The sequence below is a fragment of the Pseudonocardia petroleophila genome (assembly GCF_014235185.1).
GTDB lineage: Bacteria > Actinomycetota > Actinomycetes > Mycobacteriales > Pseudonocardiaceae > Pseudonocardia > Pseudonocardia petroleophila.
The window spans coordinates 5,317,150-5,342,310 of record NZ_CP060131.1; the positions used below are offsets into that span (position 1 = coordinate 5,317,150).

The window sequence follows — 25,161 nt, forward strand, 5'->3', positions numbered from 1 at the left end:
TCCGTGCGGTTCCGCTTCACCTGCCGGCGACCGCCGAGCGACGACGGGAGAGTACGTCGACCGACGCGGCGAGCAGCAGCACCAGGCCCGTGACGACGAACACGACGGCCGCGGGCTGGCGCAGCAGGCCCAGCCCGTTCTCGACGGTCGCGAGCACAGCGCCACCGATCACGGCGTTGCTGATCCGCCCGCGCCCGCCGAACAGCGACGTGCCGCCGATGACGGCCGCGCCCACCGCGAACAGCAGCGTGTTGCCGCCACCCGCGCCGGGGCTGACCGACCCGACCTTCGACGAGTAGACGATCGCGCCGATCGCCGCGAACGCCGAGGCGATCACGAACACCGACGCGCGGATGCGCACGACGTCGATGCCGGCCCGGCGCGCGGCCTCCCGGTTCCCGCCGACGGCGTAGACGTGCCGGCCGAAGCGGGTGCGGTCGAGCACGAACGTGCCGACGACCAGCAGCGCGAGCACGATCGGGACGACGTAGGGCACGCCCATGATCGGCAGGTCGCCCGGCGACCGGTCGAGCGTGAGCAGGAACGTGGCGATCGCCCCGAGCAGGACCACGGCCCCGACCTTGATGAGCACCAGCCCGGTCGGCTGGGCCACCAGGCCGAGCCTGCGGCGCGAGACCTGGCGGTTGAGCAGCACCGCGGCGTACCCGCCCGCCGCGACGACGAACAGCACCCAGCTGCCGACCGTCGACAGGTTGCCGTTGGCGACCGCGTTGATCACGGGGTCGCGCAGGCCGAGCGTGCCGCCGTCGCCGATCAGCGCCAGGATGATGCCCTGCCAGGCGATGAACAGCGCCAGCGTCACGACGAACGACGGCATGCCGATCTTCGCCACGAGGAACCCGGTGATGCAGCCGATGACGACGCCGACGCACACGGCCAGCAGCATCTGCAGCCACGGGTTCGGCGGGAAGCCGATCACCATGAGCCCGAGCGCGACCGCGCTGAGCGCCGCCCCCGCCCAGATCCGCAGCAGCAGCGCCAGCACGATCGCCAGCACGATGACCAGCATGAACAGCACGAACACCGTGGTGCCCATGCCGCCGAGCAGGTTGCCGCCGCTGACCAGGTGCAGCGCCATCACCGCGGCCGCGAGGCCGGACGCCGTGCCCGCCGCGAGGTCGATCTCGCCGGTGAGCAGGACGAACACCAGGCCCATCGCGATGATCGTGCGACCGGCGCCCTGCTGGAGCAGGTTGGCGATGTTGAGCAGGCTGGGGAAGGTCCCCGTCGAGTCCAGCGCGCTGAACAGGATGAGCAGGGCCAGCAGGCCGAGCAGGGCCGGCAGGGCCCCGAGCTCGCCGGTCCGCAGGCCGCGCAGGTAGCCCGCGACGGCCTGGCCCGTCGTCCGGGCGGTGGTGTCGATGCCGAAGTCGGCGGCGCGGCTCGACGCCGGTGCCGCCCGCTCGGCTGCGGACTTCTTCTCGAGGTCGGGCTTCTCCGGCGCGCTCACACCGTCACCGCCTCGGGGCGCTGCAGGCCCAGGTCGCCGGAGCGGCCGGCCGTGATCAGCTCCACGACCTGGCCGTGGCTGACGTCCTTCGTCGGCACCTGGGCCACCATCCGTCCGAGGTAGAGGCAGGCGATGCGGTCGGAGACCTCGAACACGTCGGCCATGTTGTGACTGATCAGCACCACGCCGAGACCCTGCTCGGCGAGGCGGCGCACCAGGTCGAGGACCTGGCGGGTCTGGGCGACGCCCAGCGCGGCGGTCGGCTCGTCGAGGAGCACGACCTTGGAGTCCCAGAGCACGGCCTTGGCGATCGCGACGGTCTGCCGCTGCCCGCCGGACAGGGCCGCGACCGGCATGCGCACGGAGGTGACCGTGCGGACCGACAGCGACGCGAGGGTGTCGCGCGCGGCCTGCTCCATGTCGGCCTCGTCGAGCAGCCACGGCTTGCCGCGCTCCCGCCCGAGGAACATGTTCTGGACGATGTCGAGGTTGTCGGCCAGCGCGAGGTCCTGGTAGACGACCTCGATGCCGAGCTTCGCGGCGTCCGCGGGGGCCGCCACGGTCACCGGCTCGCCGTCGAACAGCACCTCGCCGCCGTCGATCGGGTGGATGCCGGCCACGCACTTGACCAGCGTGGACTTCCCCGCGCCGTTGTCGCCGACGAGCGCGGTGACCTCACCGGCCCGGACCGTGAAGTCGACGTCGTGCAGCACCTGGACGGCGCCGAAGCTCTTGTTCACCCCGCGCAGCTGCAGGATCGGGTCACTCACTCGGCACCTCCGGTGCCTGTGCGCGGAAACGGCGGCCAGGGCCGCCGTTTCCGCGCACGAGGGGTAGTCGGGTCAGCTGATGCCGAGCTCGGTGCAGGCCGCGGCCACGTCGGCGACGCAGACCTCGGACGCCGGGACGGCACCGTCGTCGATCACGGTCTTGACGTTGTCACGGGTGATCAGCTGCGGGGTGAGCAGGACCGACTTGACCTGGCGGTTGCCCTCCGGGTCGTCGACGGTGCCGGTCGCGATGGCGTCGGCGGCGGCGGTGTCGTCGGCGGCCAGTGCGGCGGCGAGCTCCGCGGTGGCCTGGGCCTCCTGCTGGATCGGCTTGTAGACCGTCATGTACTGGTCGCCGCGCAGGATGGCCTGGAGACCGTCCGGGGTGGCGTCCTGGCCGGTGACGGGCACGGAGCCGTTCAGGCCGTACTTCTGCAGCACGGTGATGATCGCGCCGGCGAGGCCGTCGTTGGCCGCGAGCACGCCGCCGACCTGGCCGCCGTTGCTGGTGAGCAGCTGCTCGAAGGTGGTGCCGCCGATCTGGTTGTCCCAGTCCTCGATCGGCTGGCTGGCCGTGCGGACCAGGGCACCGGAGGCGTACAGCGGGTCGAGCACCGTCAGCGCGCCGTTGTAGAACAGCGTGGCGTTGTTGTCGGTTGGGGCACCGCGGATCTCGATGACCTGGGCGCCCTGCTGGCCGGACAGCGCGTCGGCGAGGCCCTGGCCCTGCAGCGCGCCGACGCCCTCGTTGTCGAAGGAGACGTAGTAGTCGCTGGAGCCGCCGAGGCTCAGGCGGTCGTAGTCGATGGTCGGGATGCCCTGGGCCTTGGCCTTGGCGGCCACCGCGGCACCGGACTCGCTGGTGATGGCGGCGATGACGAGCACGTCGACGCCGCTGGCGATGAAGCCGTCGGCCAGCGTCGTGAAGGTCTGCTCGTCGCCCTGCGCGTTCTGGATGTCGGCGTCGAGGCCGGCCTCGGCCATCGCCTGCTCCAGCAGCGGGCGGTCGAAGCCCTCCCAGCGGGCCGAGCTCTCGGTCTCCGGGAGGATCACGCCGACGCGCGGCGCGTCGGCGGCCACCTCGGCGCCGGGGGCGGCGCTCGGGGCCGCCGCGTTCTGCCCGCACGCGGCGAGCGTGAGGGCGACTCCCAGCCCGAGAGCGAGCTGGGCGGTTCTCCTGGTGCGCATGCTGGTCCTTCCACATCGTCGGGGGGAGGGGAATGTTGTGACCGGCAACGTATGCCCCCACTTGGAGTGGTGCCAAGCACACTGAACCGTTCAAGTCATCGCGTTTCGGTCACGTTTCGATGACGTAGGTCCGAGTTTGTTGTGACGCCCACCGTCCGGGCGTCCTGATTACTCCGTTCGCCGAGGTGCTGCGACGCCCGGCCCCGGACCACCGCCGTTCACCTGACGGCCATCCCCACCCGCGAGAGTGCCCACGTGGACCTCCCCGACCTCTCCGCGCTGCGCGTCGACGACACCGACGACGACGACCCCGTCCTCCTCGGGCCCGACGGCGCCCGCGTCGACACCTGGCGCGAGGGCTATCCCTACGACGAGCGCCTCTCCCGCGAGGAGTACGAGCAGCACAAGCGACTGCTCCAGATCGAGCTGCTGAAGCTGCAGAACTGGGTCAAGGAGACCGGGCAGCGGCTCGTCATCCTGTTCGAGGGCCGCGACGCCGCGGGCAAGGGCGGCACGATCAAGCGCTTCATGGAGCACCTCAACCCGCGCGGGGCCCGGGTCGTCGCGCTGGAGAAGCCGACCGAGCGCGAGTCGTCGCAGTGGTACTTCCAGCGCTACATCGCCCACCTCCCGGCGGCCGGGGAGATCGTGCTGTTCGACCGGAGCTGGTACAACCGCGCCGGCGTCGAGCGGGTCATGGGCTTCGCCGAGGCGCGCGACTACATGGAGTTCATGCGCGAGGCCCCCGAGCTGGAGCGGATGTTCGTCCGCAGCGGGATCCACCTGGTCAAGCTGTGGTTCTCGGTGTCGCAGAACGAGCAGCGCACGCGCTTCACGATCCGCCAGGTCGACCCCGTCCGGCAGTGGAAGCTCAGCCCGATGGACCTCGCGTCGCTCGACAAGTGGGAGTCCTACACCGAGGCGAAGGAGGCGATGTTCTTCTACACCGACACCGCCGACGCGCCCTGGACGGTGATCAAGAGCAACGACAAGAAGCGGGCCCGGCTCGAGGCGATGCGCCACGTGCTGCGCCTGTTCGACTACCCCGGCAAGGACCTCGACGTCGCCGTCGAGCCGGACCGGCTGATCGTCGGGCCGGCCGCGGAGGTGTTCGAGTTCGGCGAGCGGCCCGGGCACTTCCCCGCGCTGTCCGGACGACCGCGCCGCCCACCGCAGCCCTAGGCCGGATCCTCCCGCATCCTGGGAATCCGGCGGTCCGTCCAACGGGTCGATTCTCGTCACTCAACGTCACATCAGAGTGGACTACAGTCCGTGAACGGGTTATCGATGGTCCGCCGGTGGCGGTGCGCCGAGGTCGCCGTCGCGCGACCGCAGCGCCACCGCGGCGATGACGGCCAGGATGCCGAGCCCCTCGAGCAGGCCCGGCACCTGGGCCAGCCCGACCAGCCCGACGACCGTCGCGGTGGCCGGGAGCAGGGCGAGCAGCACCGCGAACCGGGCCTGGCCGACGCGGCGCAGGACGAGCTGGTCGAGCACGTAGGGCACGACGCTGGACAGCACCCCCACCCCGACGGCGAGCAGCAGGACGACCGGGTCGCCGAGCGCGTCGAGGGAGCCGGGACCGCCGAGCAGGAGCACTGGCGACAGCACGACGGCCGCCACCGCGAACCCGACCGCCATGTCGTCGAGCCCGTTCCCCGCGGAGGCGACGCGCTTGCCGAGGAGGATGTACGCGGCCCACATCCCGGCGGCCGCGAGCGCCCACAGCACCCCCGACGGGCTGCCTGACCAGCGCACATCGGCGATGAGCGCCACGCCGAAGGCGGCCAGGACCACGGCGGCGACGTCGCGCGGGCGGCGGGACGCCACCGCCGCGACCGCGACCGGGCCGACGAACTCGATCGCCACCGCGGTGCCCAGCGGCAGCCGCGCGATCGCCTCGTAGAACGCGAGGTTCATCAGGGCGGTCGCCAGCCCGAACGCGACGGCTCGCGCCAGACGTGATCCGCGCCACGCCGCGCGGCCCGGACGGCGCCACGCCAGCAGCACCGCGGCGGCCCCGAGCAGGCGCAGGACGGCCACCGCGCTGGGCGGCAGGACGTCGAACAGGCCCACGGCCAGCGCCGCGCCGACGTACATCGACACGCCGCCCACGACGAACAGCACGGGGGCGGGGATCCGCTCGCGCGTCGCCGTGGTCATGACTCCAGAACGTAACAAGCGCGCGGGAAGTCTTCCCCCGCGCCACCTTGCGGTGTCACTGCAGGGCACGCATCATTCACTCGTAGTCAACGAAGGTCCCGCATTCGCCACCGCGGCTCCATCGCCCCGATCACTCACCGTCAAACGTGATGGTCGTCGCGACTCGCCTCGGGAACACGTGCGGGGGTGTGCAACGTCTGGGAGAGTGGACACACCGCGCAAGCGGTCGTCCAGGAACGCGGCTCCGGGTCCCCGGAGCCGAGACGGAGGGAGACCGCCATGCAGCCAGGAACCCTGACCCGGCCCGAGTTGACCCTTGCCGACCGCTGCGACCGTTGCGGCGCGGCTGCGAAGGTCCGTGCCGTACTGCCGTCCGGTGGAGAACTGCTGTTCTGCGGGCACCACGGCCGGGCACACGCCGACAAGCTCCGCGAGCTCGAGGCGAGCGTCGAGACCGGCAGCTGAGCGGAGCCGGCCCGACGCCGGCACACCACCCACCTACTTCGACACGACGGGGCGGGGACCACACGGTCCCCGCCCCGTCGCCGTCCACCCCCCACGCGGCGAGTTTGCCGACCCCACCCCGCGAGTCTGCCGACCCCAGCGCGCGAGTTTGCCGATCACGTCCGGCGAGTTTGCCGACCCCACCCCGCGAGTTGTCCGGTCGGGCTCCGGAACGTTGCCACTCACGCAGCGCACGGCGCGGCACGACCACGCAGGGGCGCAGCGGCGGCCACCACGACCGGGCCGCAGGGCAGCCTCACCGCCCGCAGCGACAGGCTGGCCGAGCGTGACCGGCGCACTCGCCGAGGCCGAGCGGCACACTCGCCGGGGCAGGGCGGCCAACTCGCCGTGCATGGGCAGCCAACTCGCCGTGCCTGGGCGGCAAATTCGCCGAGGCCGGGCGGCCAACTCGCCGTGCCTGAGCGGCACACTCGCCGGGGGTGTGGCGGCACATCCGGCGGGGTGGGTCAGCGCCAGCTGCGGAGGGTCGCGATGCGCTCCTCCAGCTGCTCCATGTTGGCCATCGCCGTGGGCGGGCCGCCGCAGCTCGTCCGCAGCTCGCTGTGGATCTTCCCGTGCGGCTTGTTGGTGCGGTGGTGGTGCAGCGCGACGAGCGTGTTGAGCTCCTTGCGCAGCGCCGCGATCCGCTCGCGCACCGACTGCTGGGGGCGCTCGGCCGGGGCCGGCGGGGGCACCACGGCGGGCGCCGCGCGGCCCGAGCGCGACAGCCACTCGGTCTGGCGCTGGTTGAGCAGGGTGCGCACCTGCTCGGGCTCGAGCAGCCCGGGCAGGCCGAGGTAGTCCTCCTCGTCGGCGGAGAACGAGGTGCCCTCGTAGATGAGCTGGTCGAGCTCGGCGTTGGCGCCCAGGGCGGTGAACGACGGCTCGTCCTCCCCCGGCTCGTCCTCCTGCCGGTTGGCGGCCGCGAGCTCCTCGTCGTTCCACTGCTCCTCGGCGCGGTGCGGCTTGCCCAGCACGTGGTCGCGCTGGGCCTCCAGCTCGCTCGCCAGGCCCAGCAGGACCGGCACGCTGGGGACGAACACCGACGCCGTCTCCCCCGGCCGCCGCGACCGCACGAAGCGCCCGATCGCCTGCGCGAAGAACAGCGGGGTCGACGCGCTCGTGGCGTAGACGCCGACCGCGAGCCGCGGCACGTCGACGCCCTCGGAGACCATGCGCACCGCGACCATCCACCGGTCGGTCGACGCGCTGAACCGCGCGATCCGCTCGGAGGACCCGGCCTCGTCGGAGAGGACCAGCACGGGCGGGGTCCCCGTCACGTCGGTGAGGATCGCCGCGTACGCGCGGGCGGTGGTCTGGTCGGTGGCGATGACGAGCCCGCCCGCGTCGGGCATGCCGCCCGCGCGGTGCCCGGACAGCCTCCGGTCGGCCGCCGCGAGCACCGCCGGGATCCACTCGCCGCCCGGGTCGAGCGCGGTGCGCCAGGCCCGCGCGGTCTGCTCGGCCGTCAGCGGCTCGCCCAGCCGTGCCGTGATCTCCTCCCCCGCGCTCGTGCGCCAGCTGGAGACGCCCGAGTAGGCCAGGAAGACGACGGGGCGCACCACACCGTCGGCGAGCGCCTCCGCGTAGCCGTAGGAGTGGTCCGAGCGGCTGCGCAGGGCCCCGTCGGCGTCGGGCAGGTAGTCGACGAACGGGATCGGGTTGTCGTCGCTGCGGAAGGGCGTCCCGGTGAGCGTGAGGCGGCGCGTGGCGGGGTCGAACGCCTCCTTGACCGCGTCGCCCCAGGACCGGGCGTCGCCCGCGTGGTGCACCTCGTCGAGGACGACCAGCGTGCGGCGGTTCTCCGTGCGCATCCGGTGCAGCGCCGGGTGCGCCGCCACGCCCGCGTAGGTGACGGCGATGCCGGTGTAGTCCGACGACGTGCCGCCCGTCGAGTTGCGGAACTCCGGGTCCAGCGCGATCCCGACGGCGGCCGCGGCCTGGGCCCACTGGTACTTCAGGTGCTCGGTGGGCGCCACGACCGTGACGTGGGTGATCGTCTTGTCGGCCAGCAGCTCCGCGGCCACCCGCAGCGCGAACGCGGTCTTCCCGGCCCCGGGGGTGGCGACCGCGAGGAAGTCCCGCGGGCCCGCGGCGAGGTAGCGGCTCAGCGCCTTGCGCTGCCAGGCGCGCATCGGACGGGCCGACGGGGAGATCCGGGCCGGGTCGATCTGATCGGCCGCGATCTGGTGGGCCTGGGACACACGACTCCCTGACGTCAACGGCTGCTGGAGGACCGCGCTGCGCTGTCGCGGACGAGACCGGGACCAGGGTAACGGGGCGGTATCGCCCGGCGCGCCGAGACCCGCCGTGCCCGGCGCGGGGGACCCTCGTGGTCCATCCTGGGCCCACCATGAGCGATGCGCCGACCAGCAAGGACCCCGCCCCGACCGTCCGGCGGGTGATCGGCCGCACGCTCGGCAACGCCTGGGACCAGGACATCTTCTCCCACTCGGCCCAGGCCGCGTTCTGGCAGGCGCTCTCGCTGCCCCCGCTGCTGCTGGCCCTGCTCGGCTCCCTCGGCTACGTCGGGGAGTGGTTCGGGACCGACACGGTGGGGGTCGTCGAGGAGGCGATCGTCGACCTCGCGCGGCAGGTGTTCACCCCCGACGTCGTCGACGAGATCATCGCGCCGACCGCGTCGAGCATCCTCACGATCGGACGGGCCGACGTCGTGTCGGTCGGCTTCGTCATCGCGCTGTGGGCCGGGTCCTCGGCCATCGCCTCGCTCGTGGACTCGATCACCGAGGCGCACGGGCAGAAGCTCGTGCGCCACCCGGTCTGGCAGCGGATCTTCTCGCTGCTGGTCTACCTGCTCGCCCTGGTGGTGGCGGTGTTCGGGCTGCCGGTCATCGTCCTGGGGCCCGACCTGCTCCCCCAGGTGCTCCCGCCGTCCTGGCAGGGCCCGGCGACGTCGCTGGTCAGCGCGTTCTACTACCCGGGTGCGGCGCTGCTCACGGTCCTGGTGCTCACCGCGATGTACCGCCTCGCGCTGCCGCACACCCTGCCGTGGCTGCGGCTGCTGCCCGGCGCGCTGCTCGCGATGGTGGTGTTCATCGCCAGCGCCACCGGTCTGCGCGTCTACATCGCCGTCCTGACCAGCACCGGCTACACCTACGGCGCGCTGGCCACCCCGATCGCGTTCCTGCTGTTCGGCTTCCTGCTCGGCCTGTCGATCGTGCTCGGCGCGCACCTCAACAACGCCGTCGAGGAGGCCTGGCCAGCCCGCCCGGAACCGGCGCCGCGCCGGATGGACCGCCTGCGCGCGATGACCACCGCGCCGGAGGTGCCGGCCGCCCGGACCGGCTCCGACTTGCCCGCGACCGGGCCCGCCGCCCATGCTGCGGGGACCGTCGGCACCCCCGTCGACACCCCCGCCACCGACGCCGCGAAGGAGCCCCGATGACCGAGGAGCAGGACCCCACCGACGCCGACGTCGCGACCGGTCTGGACATGCTGCTCTCGGACGGGGCGCTGGGCCCGCTGCGGCGGATGCTCCCGGCCGCGGCCGGGCTCAGGCTGGCCGCCTCGCTCGCGGCGAAGCCGGTGACCCTCACCCGGCGCGGCGCGGGCCTCGCCGCCGAGCTGGCGAAGATCGGCGTCGGGGCCTCGGAGGTCGCGCCGAACCCCAAGGACAGGCGCTACGCCGACCCGGCCTGGACCGAGAACCCGGTGCTGCGCCGCCTCGTGCAGGCCCACATCGCCGCGGGCGGCACCGCCACCGAGCTCGTCGAGGACGCCGACCTGGACTGGGCCGACCACGAGCGCCTGCAGTTCGCCGTCGGCAACGTCGTCGACGCGCTCGCACCCAGCAACAGCCTGGTGAACCCGGCGCTGTGGCAGGCGGCCAGGGAGACGCGCGGCGCGAGCATCGTCAGCGGCGTGAAGCACCTCGTCGGCGACCTCGCGGCGGCGCCGCGGGTGCCGTCGATGGTGGAGCCCGACGCGTTCACCGTCGGCGAGGACCTGGCCTGCACCCCCGGGGCCGTCGTGCTGCGCACGCCGGTGTTCGAGCTGATCCAGTACCTGCCGCAGACCGCCACCGTCCGCGAGATCCCGCTGCTGCTGGTCCCCCCGACGATCAACAAGTACTACGTCGCCGACCTGGCACCCGGCCGCAGCATCGTCGAGAACCTGGTCCGCAGCGGCCAGCAGGTGTTCCTCATGTCCTGGCGCAACCCCGACGCCGAGCACGCGGCCTGGGACCTCGACACCTACGGCGCGGCGATCCTCGACGCGATGACGGCGTGCGAGCGGATCAGCCGCCGGTCCAGCACCGCGCTCATGGCGTTCTGCTCCGGCGGGATGATCACCTCGATGCTGCTGGGCCACCTCGCCGCCACCGGCGCCCAGGAGCGCGTGGCGTCGGTCACCTTCGCGGTCACCGTGCTGGACCAGGCCAAGGCCGGCACGACCGGCGCGCTGCTCGACCCGGAGACCGCGCGCCAGTCCGTGGAGGCGTCGCAGAAGAAGGGCTACCTCGACGGCCGCACGCTGGCCGAGGTGTTCGCCTGGCTGCGGCCCAACGACCTCATCTGGAACTACTGGGTCAACAACTACCTGCGCGGCCGGGCACCGAAGCCGTTCGACATCCTGTTCTGGAACGCCGACACCACCCGGATGACGGCCGGGCTGCACCGCGACTTCATCGACATCGCGGTGTCGAACGCGCTGATCACCCCGGGCGGCACGACGATGCTGGGCACGCCGGTGGACCTGTCGAAGGTCGACCGCGACGCCTACGTCATCGCCGGGATCGCCGACCACCTCTGCGCCTGGCAGTCCTGCTTCCGCACCACCCGGCTCCTCGGCGGGGAGAGCCGGTTCGTGCTCTCCACCAGCGGCCACATCGCCTCGCTGGTCAACCCGCCGGGCAACAAGAAGGCGAGCTTCCGGGTCGCGCCGCCGGAGTCGCGCACGCCCACCCCGACCACGGCCGAGGCGTGGCTGGCCGTCGCCGAGACCGTCCAGGGCTCCTGGTGGCCCGACCACGCCGAGTGGCTCGGGGAGCGCAGCGGCGACGAGGTCGACGCCCCCGCGGAGCTCGGCGGGCGGGGGCTCCACGCTGTCGTCCCCGCGCCGGGCGACTACGTTCGGGTGCGATGAACACCGCGATGACCGACGAGATCTTCGAGATCGACGTCCGGGGCCGGCGCCTGCGGGTGTCCGTGCGCCGGGCCACCGGGGCCGCCACCCGCACGCCGCTGCTCCTGATGAACGGCATCGGCGCGAGCCTGGAGCTGCTGCAGCCCTTCGTCGACGAGCTGCCGCCCGAGCTGGAGGTCATCCGCTTCGACGTGCCCGGCATCGGCGGCTCCCCGATGCCCCTGCTGCCGTACCACATGTCGACGTTCGCGCCGCTGGTCGGCTCGCTGACCAAGCGGCTGGGGTACTCCCAGCTCGACGTCATGGGCTTCTCGTGGGGCGGCGGCCTCGCGCAGCAGTTCGCCGCGGTGAACCGGCGCCGGTGCCGCAAGCTCGTGCTGGCCGCCACGGGCACCGGCTCGCTGATGGTGCCGGCCAGGCCCAACGTGCTGGCGAAGATGCTCACGCCGCGGCGCCACCGCGACCCCGAGTACGCGCGCACCATCGCCGGGGAGATCTACGGCGGCACCATGCGCACGCACCCGGAGCGGGCCTCGGAGGTGCTGCACACCTACACCCGCAAGGGCCCCAAGCGCGGCTACTACTACCAGCTGCTCGCCGGGGCGGGCTGGAGCAGCCTGCCCGGCCTGCCCCTGATCCGGCAGCCCACGCTGATCGTCGCCGGCGACGACGACCCGATCATCCCGATCGTCAACGCCCACATCATGCACAAGGGCATCCCGAACTCGCGGCTGCACGTCTACTCCGGCGGGCACCTCGCGCTGCTCACCGAGGCGAAGGAGCTCGCCCCGGTGATCGACGCGTTCCTGGCGGAGTAGCCGCTCAGGCGGCCGCGCTGCGGTCGTCCCCGTCGGGGACGGCCACGGCGAGGCGGTACGACGACGCCCGCGTGGTGCCGAGCGTGACCAGCTCCAGCACCTCCAGGTCGGCATCGGCCAGCACGCGCCGGAAGTCGTCCTCGTAGGTGACGGTGCCGAAGTCGATCGTGGTGACGTGCCGCACCAGCGGCTTGAGCTTCTCCCGCAGCGGCGAGCGCCGGTGGTGGAAGGTCTGGGTGAAGAACAGCTGCCCGTCGGGCTCCAGGAGCCCCGCGACGTGCCGCAGCGCGGCCACCGGGTCGGGCAGCAGCATCAGGCTGGCGCTGAAGTACGCGGCGTCGTAGGGGCCGCCCTGGTGGTCGTAGACCGACTCCAGCAGCGGCGTGACCCGGCCGGACAGGCCCGCGCGCGTCATCTCCTCGACGCAGCGCCGCAGGTAGTCGCGGTCGATGTCGAGCCCGGTGACGTGCAGGTCCTTCGCGCGGACGCGGTCGCCGCCGCGGGCCAGCGCCGTGCCGGTGCCGATCCCGACGTCGAGGATCCGGGCGCCGTCGGGCAGCCGGTCGAACACGGCGCGGTACCAGCCGGCCGTCAGACCCGTGATCGCACGGTCGTACAACCAGCCGCGCACGGCGCCACGTGTGGGCATGTCGGGATCAGTCGTCCCCACCGGGGCGGAGCCCCTCGAAGATCTTCTTGCAGTCCGGGCAGACCGGCGATCCCGGCTTGGGAGAACGCGTGACCGGGAAGGTCTCGCCGCACAGCGCCTGGACGAGGTTGCCCAGCACCGCGCTCTCGGCGATCCGGTTCTTCTTCACGTAGTGGAACATCTTGGGCTCGTCGGTGCCCGTGCTGTCGGTGCCCTCGGGCCGCGTCTCGACGTCGGGCAGAACCTGGGTCGCCATGTCGTCCATGATGCCCCACGTGTCCCGTTCCGTCTTCCCGCCCGTCCCGTCCCCCGAGGTCTGTGACGCACTCGCGACCGGCGGCGCCGTCGTCGCGCTGGAGAGCACGATCCTCGCCCACGGCCTGCCCGCACCGCAGAACCGGGCCGCCGCCGACGAGCTGGAGGCCGCGGTGCGGGCGCACGGCGCCGTCCCGGCCACGGTCGCGGTGCTCGACGGCGTGCCCCGCGTCGGGCTGTCGGCCGCCGAGCTCGACCGCGTCTGCGGCGGTGACCTGGACAAACTCTCGGTGCGCGACCTCGGCGTCGCCGTCGGGCTGGGCCGGGACGGGGCGACGACGGTGGCCGCGACCGCCGCACTGGCCGCCGCGGCCGGGGTGGCGCTGTTCGCGACCGGCGGGCTGGGCGGGGTGCACCGCGGCGCCAGGGAGTCCTGGGACGTCTCCGCCGACCTCGCCGCGCTGGCCCGCACCGGTGTGCTCGTCGTCTGTTCCGGGGTGAAGTCGATCCTCGACGTCGCCGCGACGCTGGAGGTGCTGGAGACCGAGTCGGTGCCGGTGCTCGGCTACGGCACCGACGCCTTCCCCGGCTTCTACCGGCGCGACTCCGGCCACCCGGTGCCGTGGCGCGTCGACTCGCCGGAGCAGGTCGCCGCGGTGTGGCGCGCGCACCGCGACCTGTCCCCGGGCGTCGGTGCGGTGCTGGCCCAGCCCGTCCCCGTCGACGACGAGCTCGACGCGGCCCTGCACGACCGCCTGCTGACCGAGGGCCTCGCGCTGCTGGCCGAGCGCGGGATCACCGGCAAGGACGTCACCCCGGCCCTGCTGGAGCACTTCCACGCCGGCAGCGACGGCGCGAGCCTGCGCACCAACCTCGCGCTGGTGCTCGCGAACGCGGGGCTGGCGGCGCGGGTGGCCGTGGCCGTCGCACGATGATCGTCGTGGTCGGCGACCTCGCCGTCGACGTGCTGGTCACCCCCGTCGCGCCGCCGGTGCCCGGTGCCGACGTCCGGGCCCGGATCCGCACGGTCGCCGGCGGGGCCGGGGCCAACACCGCCGCGTGGCTCGCCCACCTCGGGGCGGCCGTCACCCTGGTCGCCCGGGTCGGCGACGACGCCGCGGGGCGCGCGGCCGCAGCCGACCTGCCGGGTGTGGACCTGGCGCTGGCCGTCGACCCCGACGAGCCGACCGCGACCGTGGTGGTGCTCCTCGACGGCGACCGCACGATGCTGTCGGACCGCGGAGCCGCCGCCCGGCTGTCCCCCGCCGACCTGCCCCCGCTCGACGGCGCCGACCACCTGCACCTGTCGGGCTACGTCCTGCTCGACCCGTCGTCGCGGGCCGCCGGGCTGGCCGCGCTGGCCGCCGCCCGCGCCGCGGGCCTGAGCACGTCGGTCGACCCGCAGTCGGCCCCGGCACTGACCCCGGAGTTCCGGGAGTGGGTGCGCGGGGCCGACCTGCTGCTCCCCAACGCCGACGAGCGGGCCGCGCTGGGGCACGTGCCGGAGGTCGGCGCGGTGGCCGCGACCGCCGGGGCGCGCGGCGCGACCTGGACCGACGCGCGGGGCACCTGGAGCGTGCCCGCCCCCGCCGTGCCGGTGTGCGACCCCACCGGTGCCGGCGACGCCTTCGACGCCGGCCTGCTGCGGGCGTGGCTGGGCGGGGCGGCGCCGGAGGACGCGCTGCGGGCCGGGTGCGCGGCGGGGGCTGCGGCGGTCCAGCACCCGGGCGCCCGCCCCCCGCGGCGTCGGCGCGGGCGGGGGTCCGCGCGCTGAGCCGGGCCCCGCGCGGGACCCGTCGGCTCAGCCCAGCAGCCCCAGGTCGACCAGCACCACCGCGCACAGGTTCGGGGTGCGCGAGCAGGTCGGCTGCACCTGCGGCCCGCCCGAGTAGTACCGGCGCAGCTCCTCCGAGAACGCGACGGCGCCCACCTCGCGGTGGCCCAGCAGGTCCAGCGCCACCTGCAGCTCCGAGCGCGTCACCTCGGAGCGCCACAGGCGCTGGGTGACGGCCAGTGCGTCGCCGGCGACCTCCACCTGCAGGGTCGAGCTCCCGACGAGCGGGCGGACCGCCCGGCCCCCGTCGTACCGGGAGCGGACGGCGGCCCAGTCGAGGGCGGTCATTCCAGGAACCCCAGGTCCTTGAGCACGTGCGCCGCCGACGTCGCCCGCACGTCGGCCACCAGCGCCCGGTACTCCTCGACGAACAGCCCGGCGTGCCTACTCATCCGGTCGGTCTCGATGAGGTCGACCGCCTTCTCCAGGTGCTCGCGGGCCAGGGTGTCGCGCCACAGCGAGTGGCGGATGTGCACGCCGGCCGCGTCGGCCCCGGTGATCTCCAGCGTCTTCCCGCCGGCGACCGTCGGGATCCGCGTCCCGTCGCCGTAGCGGTCCTCGACCCACGCCCAGTCCAGCGCCACCGTCAACCCCTCTCGATGCCGACCGGCGCCGTGCCGGGCCGGGCCAGCTCGCCCACGCACGTGAGCATCGCCTCGTTCCGGAGCTCGGCCGCGGCCGGATCGCAGCCCAGCGCCGCGGCCAGCTCCTCGACGTCACCGCCGCGCAGGCAGGTCACCACGAACGGCTCCCGGTGCTCGGACGGGAGCCCGGCGATCCGGTCGCGCAGCTCGGGCCACCCGCACACGACGGCCAGCTCACCCGCGTCCGCCGCCGCGATCAGCCCCTCGGCCAGCTTCGCGATCCGGCCGGAGAACGGGAGCCCGAAGTAGCGGAACACCGACGGCCGCGCCACCATCCCCGCCACGACCTGCACGCTCACCTGCTCCGCGAGCGACGGGTCGGCGAGCCGGTGGGTGCAGGTGAACCGCACCGCCTCGAACAGCGCGCGGACGCGGTCGAGCCACTCGTCGAACTCGGGCGGCGACCTGCGCTCGGGCGGCGGCTCGGACACGGGTGGCTCGGTCACGGCGTCAGAGCCTCGCCAGCACGGCCTCGGCGGTGCTGACCTCGTGGTCGACGAACCGCTCCTCGACCTCCAGCGAGGTGATCACACCGTCCCGGATGATCGCCGCGTAGCGCTCCGAGCGGGTGCCGAGGCCGAACGAGCTCGCGTCGGTGTCCAGGCCCATCGCCGTCGCGAACGCGGCGTCCGGGTCGGCGATCATGAGGAACTCCTCCCCCGCCTCCTCCGAGCGCCCCCACGCGCCCATCACGAAGGCGTCGTCGACGGAGACGACCGCGATCCGGTCCACCCCCTCGGCCTTCAGCTGCTCGGCCGCGAGGACGAAGCCGGGCAGGTGGAAGTCGCTGCAGACGGGGGTGAAGGCGCCGGGGACCCCGATCAGCACGACGGTGCCGCTGCCCAGCAGCTCCGCGGAGCTGGCGGGCCCGGGGCCGTCGGCCGGGGTGATCATGACGGTGGCGTCGGGGACCCTGTCTCCGATGGCGGGCATGGCTGTCTCCAGGTCGGTGGCGGTGCAGGAGGGGCGACCGGCCGCGCCGACGGCCGCCCCCGGGGTCCGGTCAGGGGGTCGGGACGACCGTCTTGACCATCATCGCGATGTGCTCGGCCTGCACGATGGTGACGTCCTTCGAGATGGGAGCATCGCCGCGGATCGCCTCGTGCGGGATGACGACCCAGCAGGCGCAGCCCCAGATGCACTCGCCCGCCATGCCGTCGAAGCGGATCGACTGCTCGGACAGGATCACGCCGAGGTCGAGCAGCCAGGAGTGCATCATCAGCTTCTCGTCCCACGACTCGATCGCGTCGTAGGCGTCGCGCGCGGCGTAGAACGCCGTGAAGTCGGTCTTCGCGACGCCCGGGATGATGATGTTGGAGTACGCCGTGAGCTCGTCGAAGAACTCGCCGACCGAGGTGTTGACCGTGCCGTCGTCGCCGTCGAGGACGAAGCCCTGCAGCGTCTCCTTGAGCTTGGTCTCCAGCGTCTCGTTCCACAGCTCGCGCGGGGCCACGGTGTGGGCCTCAACGTAGTCGGTCTTGAAACCCTCCTTGAGGCCCGACCACTGCGGGATGTAGCCGATCCACTTGCTGACGACCGCGCGCCACTTGCTGCGCGGCTCGCCGGGCAGCACCTCCACGCCCGGGTGGGTGTACTTGGCGACGTCGAAGACCGTCCAGGTGCGGTCGCCGGAGATGTTGCGCTCGTGCGGGGCCCCGGTGAAGCCCATCGGGCGCAGCATCTTGAACAGCAGGCGGCCGTAGTCCTGCACCACGAAGCGCATGAACGAGTCGTTGACGAACTTGCGCGTGACGCCCTTGCGGAGCGCGTCGCGGATCGCCGGCTTCCCGGTCTTCGTGTACGAGCCCAGCCGCTGCCAGGAGTGCTCCTGCGGCAGCGCGAAGAAGCCGCCGGTGAACGGGTTCTTGTAGAGGTCGCCCCACACCGCCATGACGCCCTGGTTCTTGGCGTCGTCGAGCATGCAGTCGATCTCGTTCATGGTCGGGTACAGCGCGGCGTCGCCGCCGACGTGCGCCTCGTCTCCGGAGAACGGCATGGCCGCCACGCCGACCACCGGGATGCGGCGCCCGAGCTTGACGTTGGACAGGTGCCGCGCGAGGTCGACGACCATGCCCGACCCGGTGCCGCCGGACAGCGAGAAGAACACGAGCACGAGCGACGGGAGCTTGGTCTGGTTGATGCTCCCGACGAAGTCGTCGAGCTCCTTCTCCAGCGACTTGTCCTCGCCGTAGTAGTAGTGCCCGTAGATCGCCTTGGCGATGGCGCGGGGGATGGAGTCCCCGGCCTTCGGCATCTCGGTGTCGCTCGGCAGCCACGGCTCGTAGTTGGGGTTCCAGTAGTACCGGGGGTACTCCATCTTCAGGTACTCGCGCCAGCGGTTGAGGCTGGTCATGAGGTCCTTCTTCGCCGGCACGTCCAGGGAGACGGTGCGGACCTGGGCGCGCTCGGTGGGGATGCCGCGCTCGGCGAGGCGCTGGTCGAAGCCGCTCACGTACTCCTTGAGCTCGTGCTGGTCCTGGTCGCCGATGTCGATCGAGAGGCCGGTGAACCGGGCGCGCGGGTCCTCCAGCATGTCCTCGATCTCCCCGGTGCGCAGCAGCGCCTCCACCATGTAGGCACCCATCTTGCCGATGCCGATCGCGTGGATGCAGTGCGGCGACTGCGCGCCGGTCGCACTGTGGTACATGGACAGTCCCATTGCGTTTCCTCCTGTTTCGGGCATGCGGCAGCGCGGTACGTCCCCTGAGGTGCGGACGGTCGTCAGTCGAGGTAGCCGAGGTCCTTGAGGATCGTGGCGGCCGTCGTCGGCCGTTCGTCGGCGATGTAGGTGCGGTAGTGGTCGATGACGTCGCCGTAGTTGCGGGTCATCTTCCCCTCGTCGAGCAGCGTCATCGCCTTCTCGAGGTGGGCGCGGGTGATCTTGTCCTGCCAGAGCCGGTGCGACACGTAGATGTAGCCGTCGTCGGCGCCGGTGACCTTCAGGGTGCGGGCTCCGGGCATCGACGGGAGCTCGGCCCCGTCCCGGTAGCGCGTCACGACGTCGGCCCAGTCGGTGGCCATCAGCCGGACGCCGCCACGCCGGCACCGGAGGTGGCGATGGCCGTGACCTCCGCGTCGGTCACCGGGGAGGCGATCTCCTCCCCGCGGATCGCGGCGTGCGGGACGACCACCCAGCACGCGCAGCCCCAGATGCACTCGCCGCCCATGCCGTCGAACCGGATGGAGGGCTCGCAGAGCATCACCCCGAGGTCGAGGATCCACGAGTGCAGGAGCAGCTTGTCCTCCCACTCCAGCGGGTCGTAGAGCTCGCGCGACGGGACGAACGCCTCCAGGTCGAGCTTGGTGGCGCGCGGCAGGACCACGCTGACGAAGTCGGCGCCCGGCGCGGTCTTGACGACGGGGGCGACGCGGGTGGTGGCGACCTCGCCGATCGCCCCCACCACGGCCTCCGCCGCGGCCGAGGCCGCCGCGCCCGAGCCGAACACCCGGGCCTCGGCGTAGTCGGTCGAGAAGCCCTTGGCCAGGCCGAGCTCGCCGAGCGAGCCGGCGTCCTCCAGGGTCCTGACGGCCAGGACGTTGATCCACTTGTCGCTCTGCTCGCCGCGGATGGCCGGGTGCCACTGGTCGCCGGGCACGGCGAGCCAGTTGAGCGCCTTGAGCGACTCGTAGAGGTCCGTGCCGCCGCCGGCCGCGAGGAACTTCGCGACGCCGGGGGCGACGTCGGCACCCGGCGCCTCGGGCACGGAGAAGAAGCCGCCGGTGAACGGGTTCTTGTAGAGGTCGCCCCACACCGCCATGACACCCTGGTTCTTCGGGGTGTCGATCATGCAGTCGAGCTCGTTGATCACCGGGAAGAACTCGGCGGACGGCGTGGTCGGGGTGATGCCGACCCCGACCACCCACGGGCGGCGGCCCAGCTTGATCGACGACAGGTGGCGGGCGATGTCGACGACCAGACCGCTGCCGACGCTGTCGCCGAGCGAGAACGCGACCACGACGACGGGGGTCCTGTCGCTGGCCAGGACACCGGCGGCGAAGGCGTCCAGCGCCGCCGTGATCTCCTGGTCCTGGTAGTACTCGCAGTTGTAGATCGCCTTGGCGATCGCCCGCGGCACGACCTCGCCCGGGCCGGGCAGGGCCAGGTCCCCGGGCAGCCAGGGCTCGTAGTTCGGGTTCCAGTAGTAGCGCGGGTACTCCATCTTCAGGAACTCGCGGTACCGGTTCAGCGACGCCGACAGCCCGGCCCGGCTCGGGATCGGCAGGTCCACCGTGACGATCCCGGGCGTCTCCCCCGCCGCGGCGCGGACGGCGGCCAGCGGCTCGTCGCCGATGTTCACCGCCAGGGCCGTGAAGCCCTCCGGGGCGTCCTCCAGGATCTGCGCGACGACCGCCGCACCGGGGGCGCCCAGGCCGAGGACGTGCAGCGAGAACGGGCCCTCGTGGTCGCCCGCGTGGTGGACGTTCTCCTTGCTCAGCGCCTCGATGCGGGCCAACGTCGTGTCGTGCGGCTCGTCGTGTCCGTGCCCGTGTCCGTGGTCGTCCGACATGATCTGCAAGCTCCTCGACTGGTGGTGTCTGGGGTCAGCAGGCGCGCGCGAGCGCGCGCGTCCGCAGCGTGCGTTCCAGCTGCGACCGTCCGGCCCGGGCCCGGCGCAGCGCGCCGACCGAGAGCTCGGCGTACTGGAACTCGTGCTCCTCGTCGCCGCACTCGCCGAGGGTCACGCCGTCGAAGCCGACGATCGCGGAGTGGCCCGACCAGCGGCGCGGACCGGCCCGGCCGGCGGCGTTCGGCGCCACGACGTAGCAGGTGCCCATCCAGGCCGCCGCCCGCGCGGCCTGCACCTGCGCGGCGGCGGGGACGTCGGGCTCGGCCTGGAACCGGATCAGCAGCTCCGCACCGCGGATCTGGCAGTCCGGCGCGAACGCACCGTCGCCGCGGCAGATGCTGATGCCGGTGCGCAGACCGCCGGGACCCGTCACGACCTCCGGCGGGTCCCCGCCCCGGCGGCCCGCGGCCCGGCTGTGCCGCTGCACGACCGCGCCGCGGTCGTCGATGAGCACGACGGTGTTGTCCGGATCGGGCCGGCAGCACCCTCCGGTCACGGAGAACACGCCCCAGACCCGGGCGGCGCGGCAGGCGGCGGCGAACACCTCGACGTCCTCGCCGGGCATCGTCAGGTGGTCGGGACCGCACGCCCCGAAACCGTGGGTGCCGTACTCCGGGAACACGATCAGGTCGAGGCCGCGCTCCCCCCGCTTCATGCCGACCACGAGGTCGGCGATCTGCAGGTAGTTGCGCCGGACGTCCGCGCGGGTGCGCGGGGCGGGCACGGTGTGGCTGAGCACCGCGACGCCCGTCACGAGGAGACCGCGCACGCCCCGCGGTCGGCCCGGACCGGGCCGGCCGCGGAGGGGGTGATGTCGAAGTCGAAGATCGCGGTGGGCAGGTAGAGCGAGCAGCAGGCGTTCGGGATGTCGACGACGCCGCTGACCCGCCCCTCGATCGGCGCCGAGCCGAGCAGCAGGTAGGCCTGCGGGCCGGAGTAGCCGAACTTCTTCAGGTACTCCACCGCGTTGAGGCAGGCGTTCTTGTAGGCGAGCGTGGCGTCGTTGTAGCGGTTGGTGTTCGTCTCGTGGTCGACCGAGATGCCGATGAACGTCACGAACTCGCTGTAGCGGGGCTCCACGTTCCCGGGCATGAGGATCGGGTTGGTGGTGACGCCGTAGGTCTCCATGCCGCCCTTGATCAGGTCGACGTGGAAGTCGATGAACCCGCCCATCTCGATGGCGCCGCAGAAGGTGATCTCGCCGTCGCCCTGGCTGAAGTGCAGGTCGCCGCCGGAGAACAGGGCCCCGGGGTGGTGGACCGGGTAGAACACGCGCGACCCGCGGGTGAAGTTCTTGATGTCGTGGTTGCCGCCGTTCTCCCGCGGCGGCACGGTGCGGGCCCCGTCCCGGGCGATCCCCGCCAGCACGTCGCCGGAGGCGGTGCCCCCCAGCACCAGCGCCTCCAGCGGGGGCAGGGCCAGCGGGGGCACGCGGTCGGGATCGGTGGCGATCAGCGCCCGCTCGCGCTCGTTCCACTTCGCCAGCAGCTCCGGCGACGGTGCGGTGCCGAACAGGCCGGGGTGCGTGATGCCGGTGTAGCTGACGCCGGGGATGTGCCGCGAGGTGGCCTTCTGGCCGCTGAAGTCCCAGATCGCCTTGTAGGCGTCGGGGTACTCCTCGGTGAGGAAGCCGCCGCCGTTGCCCGTGGCGAAGATGCCGGTGTAGCCCCAGCCCTGGCCGGGGGCGTCGCCGATCTCCTGGGGCACCGGGCCGAGGTCGAGGATGTCGACGACGAGCAGGTCACCCGGCTCGGCGCCCTCGATCGCGATCGGGCCCGACAGCATGTGGCAGCCGTCGAGCTCCACGTCGCGGACGTCGTTGGCCGAGTCGTTGTTGCCGATCTGCGAGTCGGTCCACTCCCGGCACTCGATGCGGATCGACGAGCCCGGCCGCACCGTGGCGGCGGGCGGGATGTCGGGGTGCCAGCGGTTGTGACCGGGGACGACCTGGTCACGCATCGACTTGGCCTGATCGACACTGAAGACGACGTCGGGCACGACGGACCTCCTGGTAGAGCCGCTTCGGGCAGGGGAAGGACGGACGCCGCGGGTCTAGGGGCGCGGGAGGCGCAGCTGCCGGGGGTCGGTCGCGCGACGCTGGGTGCGCCCGGACCGTCCCGGCGGTGTCGTGACGACCTGCGGGGCGTCGGCACTGCGGTGCTGGGCGTCGAGCGCACCGCGCAGGCCGGCGGGCAGTGCGCGGAGTGCCGGTGCCCCGAACACCCGGCGGGACGGTGCGGTGCAGGTGGGGCACGTGGCGTCCGCTCCGGACTCACGCATCGGACGGATCACGTCGAAGGCCCCGCACTGCACGCAGTGGTGTCGGTAGGTCGGCACGGGCCCTCCTCACGCGGTCAATTACTGTCAAATCAAACTATGTCTGACGGAAGTAGATGTCAATCCCCCGGAGGTCCGTCGCTCCGCAGCCAGTCGACGGTGCGCCGGTGCCGGCCGAGACCGGCGACGACGAACTCGTCGCGCCGGCCGGTGGCGACGACCCCGAGCGCACGCAGGGCGACCGACACGGGCGCGGTGGCCGACACGAACTCCTCCCGGCTCCCCAGCAGCAGCGGGCCCGCGACCAGGGCACCGGCGCGCCACACGGCCGCCGTCTGACGCCCGTCCCGGCCCAGGTAGTCGGCCTCGACGTAGACCAGGGGCCCGCGCACCGACGCGGCCTCGACGAGCACGGCCAGGCCGGGCGTGAGGACGCCGAACCCCGACTCCGGGCCCGTCAGCAGGCTCTCCCGGCGCTGCGCGTCGAGCGGAGCGCCGCCGGGGAGGGACGCCGACCCGAGTCCGCACAGCGCGGCGGGCGTGGCCCGGGCCGAGAGCTCCGGAGTGACCGGCAGCAGCGCGAGGCCCGCCGCGTCCAGCGGCACGGCGGCGGCCCCGAGGACCGCGGCCAGTGCGGCGAGCGCGTCGGCTCCGCCGATCACGCCGGCCAGCTCGTAGCGCAGGCCCTGGTCCGGGGTCATGACGCCGCTCGGGTCCGCTGCACGGGTACAGTGTACGGAAATAGTGTCGTTCGGAAGTACTTGTGCGATGTCCGTTGCTCTACGATGACGACGGTCCCGACCGACGGTCCGGACCACGCGATACCAGGGGGCGGCGTGACGGCGACAGGTCGGGACTCGGCGCGACGCACCCCGCTCGACCGGCTCCTCGGTCGCGCCGAGTACCGGGTCGCGCGGCGCGTCGAGGCGGCGGCGGCCTCCGAGGGACTGACCGTCGACCACTGGCGGGTGCTCGACCTGCTCGCCGACGGCGAGGGTCACACGATGACCGGCATCGCCTCCTCCGTCGGGGTCCCGGGCCCGACGCTCACCAAGATCGTCGACCGGCTCGTCGACACCGCACGGGTCTACCGCCTCGCCGACGCCCGCGACCGCAGGCGCGTCCTGGTCTTCCTCTCCGACGACGGCCGGGCCGTGCACACCCGCCTGTCCCCGGCCGTGCACGACGTGGAGGCCGACCTGCTCGGCGTCCTCGGGCCGGACGCGCCGGTGCTGCTGGACCTGCTCGACCGGCTCGCCGCCGACGACTGACCGGCGCGCGCCTCAGAGCCCGCCGCTGATCTCGGCGAGCACGTCGAACTCCAGCCCGTCGGCCCGGGCCAGGTAGATCCGCTGCATCAGGTGCCGGTCGTGCACGCGCACCGCACCCCGCGGGCCCTCGTAGGACACCGACTCGGCGGCCGCGCTGATGGGGGCCACCTCGGTGCTCCGCGCCGCCGCGGCGAGGTGCGCCAGCAGGGTCATGCCCTCGAAGCAGGACTCGCCCGGCGAGGTGATCGCCGGGGCGGTGGGGCCCAGCCGGTCGAGGTAGCGGCGCTCGAAATCGAGCCCGTGCGGCGTGCCGAGGGCCTCGAAGAAGCCCGCGGCCGAGTACAGATCGTGGGTGTTCGCGGCGCCCGTGGCCAGGAGCATGTTCTCGTCCATCAGCGGGCTCAGCCGCACGCGCTGGTCGTGCAGCCGCATCTCGGTGAACGCGCGGTTGAAGCGCACGGCGTCGGAGCCGAGCAGGAACATGAGCACGCCCTGCGCGCGCGAGCGCTCCACCCGGCGCAGCGTCGGGCCGAACTCCTCGGTGCCCAGGCCCACGTAGATCTCGTCGCAGACCTCCGCGCCCACCGACGCTGCGAAGGTGCGGGCGACGCGGGCCGACGCGCGCGGCCAGACGTAGTCGTTGCCGACGATGCACCAGCTCCGGACGCCCAGCTCGCGCGCCATCCAGCCGAGGGCGGGCAGCAGCTGCCCGGCCGGGGTCTCCCCCGTCAGGAACACCCCCGGTGTGCACTCGCCGCCCTCGTAGAGGGCGGTGTAGACGTAGGCGACCCGCCCCTCCAGGCGCGGCGCGACGGCCTGGCGGACGGCCGAGGTGTGCCATCCCGCGACGGCGCCGACGGCGCCGCTCGCCACGAGCGACCCGACCTCGGCGGCCACCGCCTGCGGTGCGCGCCCGCCGTCGACCGCGCACAGCCGGACCTCGCGGCCGAGGATGCCGCCGTCGTCGTTGATCTCCGACACCGCCAGCCGGCCGCTCGCCCAGCACGACGGACCGTAGATCCCGGACGGCCCGCTGCTCGGCACGACGAACGCCACGTCGAGTGCGTCGACGACCATTGGGGACCTCCCCGGCTGCCCCCGGGGCCGGGGGCCGCACCAGTCTGGGAGCAGCGTATTACCGTGGTGTTGACGGCTGCTGGGCCGTTCGAGTGGTATCTGCGCAGCTGCGCATGCATAAGGTGGACACCGTGCCGCGTCGCCGCTCCTCCCCCTCATCCCCCGCCGGATGCACCGTGACCGTGTGCCGCGGGTGCTGCTGCGGCACCGACCGCAAGCACCCCGGCGTCGACCACGCGGGCCAGGTCGCGGCGCTCGTCGACGGGGTCGCGGGGGCCGGCCGGGTGCGCGTCACCGACTGCCTCGACGCGTGCGAGCGGTCCAACGTCGTGGTCGTCGGGCCGTCCCCGGCCGGGCGGGCCGCGGGGGCCCGGCCGGTCTGGCTGGCCAACGTGCTGCACCCGGAGACCGTGGACGAGGTCGTCGAGTGGGTGCAGGCGGGCGGGCCCGGCGTCGACGATCCACCCGGACTGCTCGACCTGTGCGCGTTCACGCCGTCCCGGCGGGCCCGGGCCGAGGCGGGCGAGATCTAGAAAACTTCCGTTCGGAAGCATTATGCTCCCGGC

At 73.1% G+C, this 25,161-nt stretch carries 28 protein-coding genes; 9 read left to right on the top strand and 19 right to left on the bottom strand.

Features of this window, described 5'->3' with window-relative positions; translation table 11 throughout:
* Positions 1–16: 16 nt before the first annotated feature.
* The 3 genes from H6H00_RS26085 to H6H00_RS26095 all read right to left on the bottom strand — a co-directional run bounded on the left by H6H00_RS26085 (position 17) and on the right by H6H00_RS26095 (position 3,429).
* Positions 17–1,471 carry a sugar ABC transporter permease gene (locus H6H00_RS26085; protein WP_185718299.1) on the bottom strand — a complete coding sequence of 485 codons (1,455 nt, stop codon included), beginning with the start codon at positions 1,469–1,471 and terminating at the stop codon, positions 17–19.
* Complete coding sequence (locus tag H6H00_RS26090; RefSeq protein ID WP_185718300.1) at positions 1,468–2,241, bottom strand: ATP-binding cassette domain-containing protein; 774 nt, start codon at positions 2,239–2,241, stop codon at positions 1,468–1,470. The genes H6H00_RS26085 and H6H00_RS26090 overlap by 4 nt, the downstream gene beginning before the upstream one ends.
* 72 nt (positions 2,242–2,313) lie before the next feature.
* On the bottom strand, positions 2,314–3,429 hold the full coding sequence (locus H6H00_RS26095) for a sugar ABC transporter substrate-binding protein (protein ID WP_185718301.1): 1,116 nt from the start codon (positions 3,427–3,429) through the stop codon (positions 2,314–2,316).
* Positions 3,430–3,684: 255 nt separating this feature from the next.
* Between H6H00_RS26095 and ppk2 the strand changes: the two genes are divergently transcribed.
* A complete protein-coding gene (gene ppk2, locus H6H00_RS26100; protein ID WP_255425382.1) occupies positions 3,685–4,611 on the top strand; it encodes a polyphosphate kinase 2 in 927 nt (308 codons plus the stop codon).
* A gap of 99 nt (positions 4,612–4,710) precedes the next feature.
* Here the strand turns inward: ppk2 and H6H00_RS26105 are convergent, their stop codons facing one another.
* On the bottom strand, positions 4,711–5,592 hold the full coding sequence (locus H6H00_RS26105) for an EamA family transporter (protein ID WP_185718302.1): 882 nt from the start codon (positions 5,590–5,592) through the stop codon (positions 4,711–4,713).
* Between the two features lie 279 nt (positions 5,593–5,871).
* On the opposite strand from H6H00_RS26105, the gene H6H00_RS26110 reads away from it, so the two are divergent.
* The gene (locus tag H6H00_RS26110; RefSeq protein WP_185718303.1) at positions 5,872–6,057 is read left to right on the top strand and encodes a DUF7455 domain-containing protein; all 186 of its coding nucleotides are present in this window, start codon (positions 5,872–5,874) and stop codon (positions 6,055–6,057) included.
* A 506-nt stretch (positions 6,058–6,563) separates the two neighbouring features.
* Here the strand turns inward: H6H00_RS26110 and H6H00_RS26115 are convergent.
* Positions 6,564–8,231 (bottom strand): DEAD/DEAH box helicase, encoded by a 1,668-nt coding sequence (locus tag H6H00_RS26115; protein WP_185722794.1) that lies wholly within the window; start codon positions 8,229–8,231, stop codon positions 6,564–6,566.
* Positions 8,232–8,449: 218 nt separating this feature from the next.
* Between H6H00_RS26115 and H6H00_RS26120 the strand changes: the two genes are divergently transcribed.
* From H6H00_RS26120 to phaZ, 3 genes are read left to right on the top strand one after another with little or no spacing between them, the layout of a single operon-like run.
* A complete protein-coding gene (locus H6H00_RS26120; RefSeq protein WP_185718304.1) occupies positions 8,450–9,502 on the top strand; it encodes a YihY/virulence factor BrkB family protein in 1,053 nt (350 codons plus the stop codon).
* Positions 9,499–11,202, top strand: a complete 1,704-nt coding sequence (locus H6H00_RS26125) for a PHA/PHB synthase family protein (protein WP_185718305.1) — start codon at positions 9,499–9,501, stop codon at positions 11,200–11,202. Before H6H00_RS26120 ends, H6H00_RS26125 begins: the two co-directional genes overlap by 4 nt.
* The gene (gene phaZ / locus H6H00_RS26130) at positions 11,199–12,020 is read left to right on the top strand and encodes a poly(3-hydroxyalkanoate) depolymerase (protein WP_221775673.1); all 822 of its coding nucleotides are present in this window, start codon (positions 11,199–11,201) and stop codon (positions 12,018–12,020) included. Before H6H00_RS26125 ends, phaZ begins: the two co-directional genes overlap by 4 nt.
* A gap of 4 nt (positions 12,021–12,024) precedes the next feature.
* On the opposite strand, the gene H6H00_RS26135 is transcribed toward phaZ, so the two are convergent.
* Both H6H00_RS26135 and H6H00_RS26140 read right to left on the bottom strand, forming a co-directional pair.
* Positions 12,025–12,669, bottom strand: coding sequence for a class I SAM-dependent methyltransferase (locus H6H00_RS26135; RefSeq protein WP_185718306.1), 645 nt, complete (start codon positions 12,667–12,669; stop codon positions 12,025–12,027).
* Positions 12,670–12,676: 7 nt separating this feature from the next.
* Positions 12,677–12,925, bottom strand: a complete 249-nt coding sequence (locus H6H00_RS26140; protein WP_185718307.1) for a DUF3039 domain-containing protein — start codon at positions 12,923–12,925, stop codon at positions 12,677–12,679.
* Positions 12,926–12,935: 10 nt separating this feature from the next.
* Here H6H00_RS26140 and H6H00_RS26145 point away from each other — a divergent pair, with 10 nt between their 5' ends.
* Positions 12,936–13,859: a pseudouridine-5'-phosphate glycosidase gene (locus tag H6H00_RS26145; protein WP_255425880.1), complete on the top strand. Its 924-nt coding sequence runs from the start codon at positions 12,936–12,938 to the stop codon at positions 13,857–13,859.
* Entirely contained in the window at positions 13,856–14,698 is an 843-nt protein-coding gene (locus H6H00_RS26150) for a carbohydrate kinase family protein (RefSeq protein WP_185718309.1), read from the top strand. Before H6H00_RS26145 ends, H6H00_RS26150 begins: the two co-directional genes overlap by 4 nt.
* 27 nt (positions 14,699–14,725) lie before the next feature.
* Here the strand turns inward: H6H00_RS26150 and H6H00_RS26155 are convergent, their stop codons facing one another.
* The 11 genes from H6H00_RS26155 to H6H00_RS26205 all read right to left on the bottom strand — a co-directional run bounded on the left by H6H00_RS26155 (position 14,726) and on the right by H6H00_RS26205 (position 22,948).
* On the bottom strand, positions 14,726–15,046 hold the full coding sequence (locus H6H00_RS26155) for a hypothetical protein (protein ID WP_185718310.1): 321 nt from the start codon (positions 15,044–15,046) through the stop codon (positions 14,726–14,728).
* Positions 15,043–15,342, bottom strand: a complete 300-nt coding sequence (locus tag H6H00_RS26160; RefSeq protein ID WP_185722796.1) for a hypothetical protein — start codon at positions 15,340–15,342, stop codon at positions 15,043–15,045. Before H6H00_RS26160 ends, H6H00_RS26155 begins: the two co-directional genes overlap by 4 nt.
* Before the next feature lie 2 nt (positions 15,343–15,344).
* Positions 15,345–15,848: a hypothetical protein gene (locus H6H00_RS26165; RefSeq protein WP_185718311.1), complete on the bottom strand. Its 504-nt coding sequence runs from the start codon at positions 15,846–15,848 to the stop codon at positions 15,345–15,347.
* A 4-nt stretch (positions 15,849–15,852) separates the two neighbouring features.
* On the bottom strand, positions 15,853–16,335 hold the full coding sequence (locus H6H00_RS26170; RefSeq protein ID WP_185718312.1) for a peroxiredoxin: 483 nt from the start codon (positions 16,333–16,335) through the stop codon (positions 15,853–15,855).
* A 70-nt stretch (positions 16,336–16,405) separates the two neighbouring features.
* Complete coding sequence (locus H6H00_RS26175; RefSeq protein ID WP_255425383.1) at positions 16,406–18,049, bottom strand: FtsZ/tubulin family protein; 1,644 nt, start codon at positions 18,047–18,049, stop codon at positions 16,406–16,408.
* A 74-nt stretch (positions 18,050–18,123) separates the two neighbouring features.
* Positions 18,124–18,423, bottom strand: a complete 300-nt coding sequence (locus H6H00_RS26180) for a hypothetical protein (protein WP_185718314.1) — start codon at positions 18,421–18,423, stop codon at positions 18,124–18,126.
* Entirely contained in the window at positions 18,423–19,910 is a 1,488-nt protein-coding gene (locus H6H00_RS26185) for a hypothetical protein (protein WP_185718315.1), read from the bottom strand. The genes H6H00_RS26180 and H6H00_RS26185 overlap by 1 nt, the downstream gene beginning before the upstream one ends.
* A 34-nt stretch (positions 19,911–19,944) precedes the next feature.
* Positions 19,945–20,724, bottom strand: a complete 780-nt coding sequence (locus H6H00_RS26190; protein WP_185718316.1) for a nitrilase-related carbon-nitrogen hydrolase — start codon at positions 20,722–20,724, stop codon at positions 19,945–19,947.
* The gene (fmdA, locus tag H6H00_RS26195) at positions 20,721–21,968 is read right to left on the bottom strand and encodes a formamidase (RefSeq protein ID WP_185718317.1); all 1,248 of its coding nucleotides are present in this window, start codon (positions 21,966–21,968) and stop codon (positions 20,721–20,723) included. The genes H6H00_RS26190 and fmdA overlap by 4 nt, the downstream gene beginning before the upstream one ends.
* 54 nt (positions 21,969–22,022) lie before the next feature.
* Positions 22,023–22,307 carry an FmdB family zinc ribbon protein gene (locus tag H6H00_RS26200; RefSeq protein WP_185718318.1) on the bottom strand — a complete coding sequence of 95 codons (285 nt, stop codon included), beginning with the start codon at positions 22,305–22,307 and terminating at the stop codon, positions 22,023–22,025.
* Positions 22,308–22,366: 59 nt separating this feature from the next.
* On the bottom strand, positions 22,367–22,948 hold the full coding sequence (locus H6H00_RS26205) for a hypothetical protein (protein WP_185718319.1): 582 nt from the start codon (positions 22,946–22,948) through the stop codon (positions 22,367–22,369).
* Between the two features lie 135 nt (positions 22,949–23,083).
* Between H6H00_RS26205 and H6H00_RS26210 the strand changes: the two genes are divergently transcribed.
* On the top strand, positions 23,084–23,518 hold the full coding sequence (locus H6H00_RS26210) for a MarR family transcriptional regulator (RefSeq protein WP_185718320.1): 435 nt from the start codon (positions 23,084–23,086) through the stop codon (positions 23,516–23,518).
* A 12-nt stretch (positions 23,519–23,530) separates the two neighbouring features.
* Here the strand turns inward: H6H00_RS26210 and H6H00_RS26215 are convergent, their stop codons facing one another.
* A complete protein-coding gene (locus tag H6H00_RS26215) occupies positions 23,531–24,595 on the bottom strand; it encodes a substrate-binding domain-containing protein (RefSeq protein ID WP_185718321.1) in 1,065 nt (354 codons plus the stop codon).
* Between the two features lie 176 nt (positions 24,596–24,771).
* Here H6H00_RS26215 and H6H00_RS26220 point away from each other — a divergent pair, with 176 nt between their 5' ends.
* Entirely contained in the window at positions 24,772–25,128 is a 357-nt protein-coding gene (locus tag H6H00_RS26220) for a hypothetical protein (RefSeq protein WP_221775675.1), read from the top strand.
* Positions 25,129–25,161 lie beyond the last annotated feature (33 nt).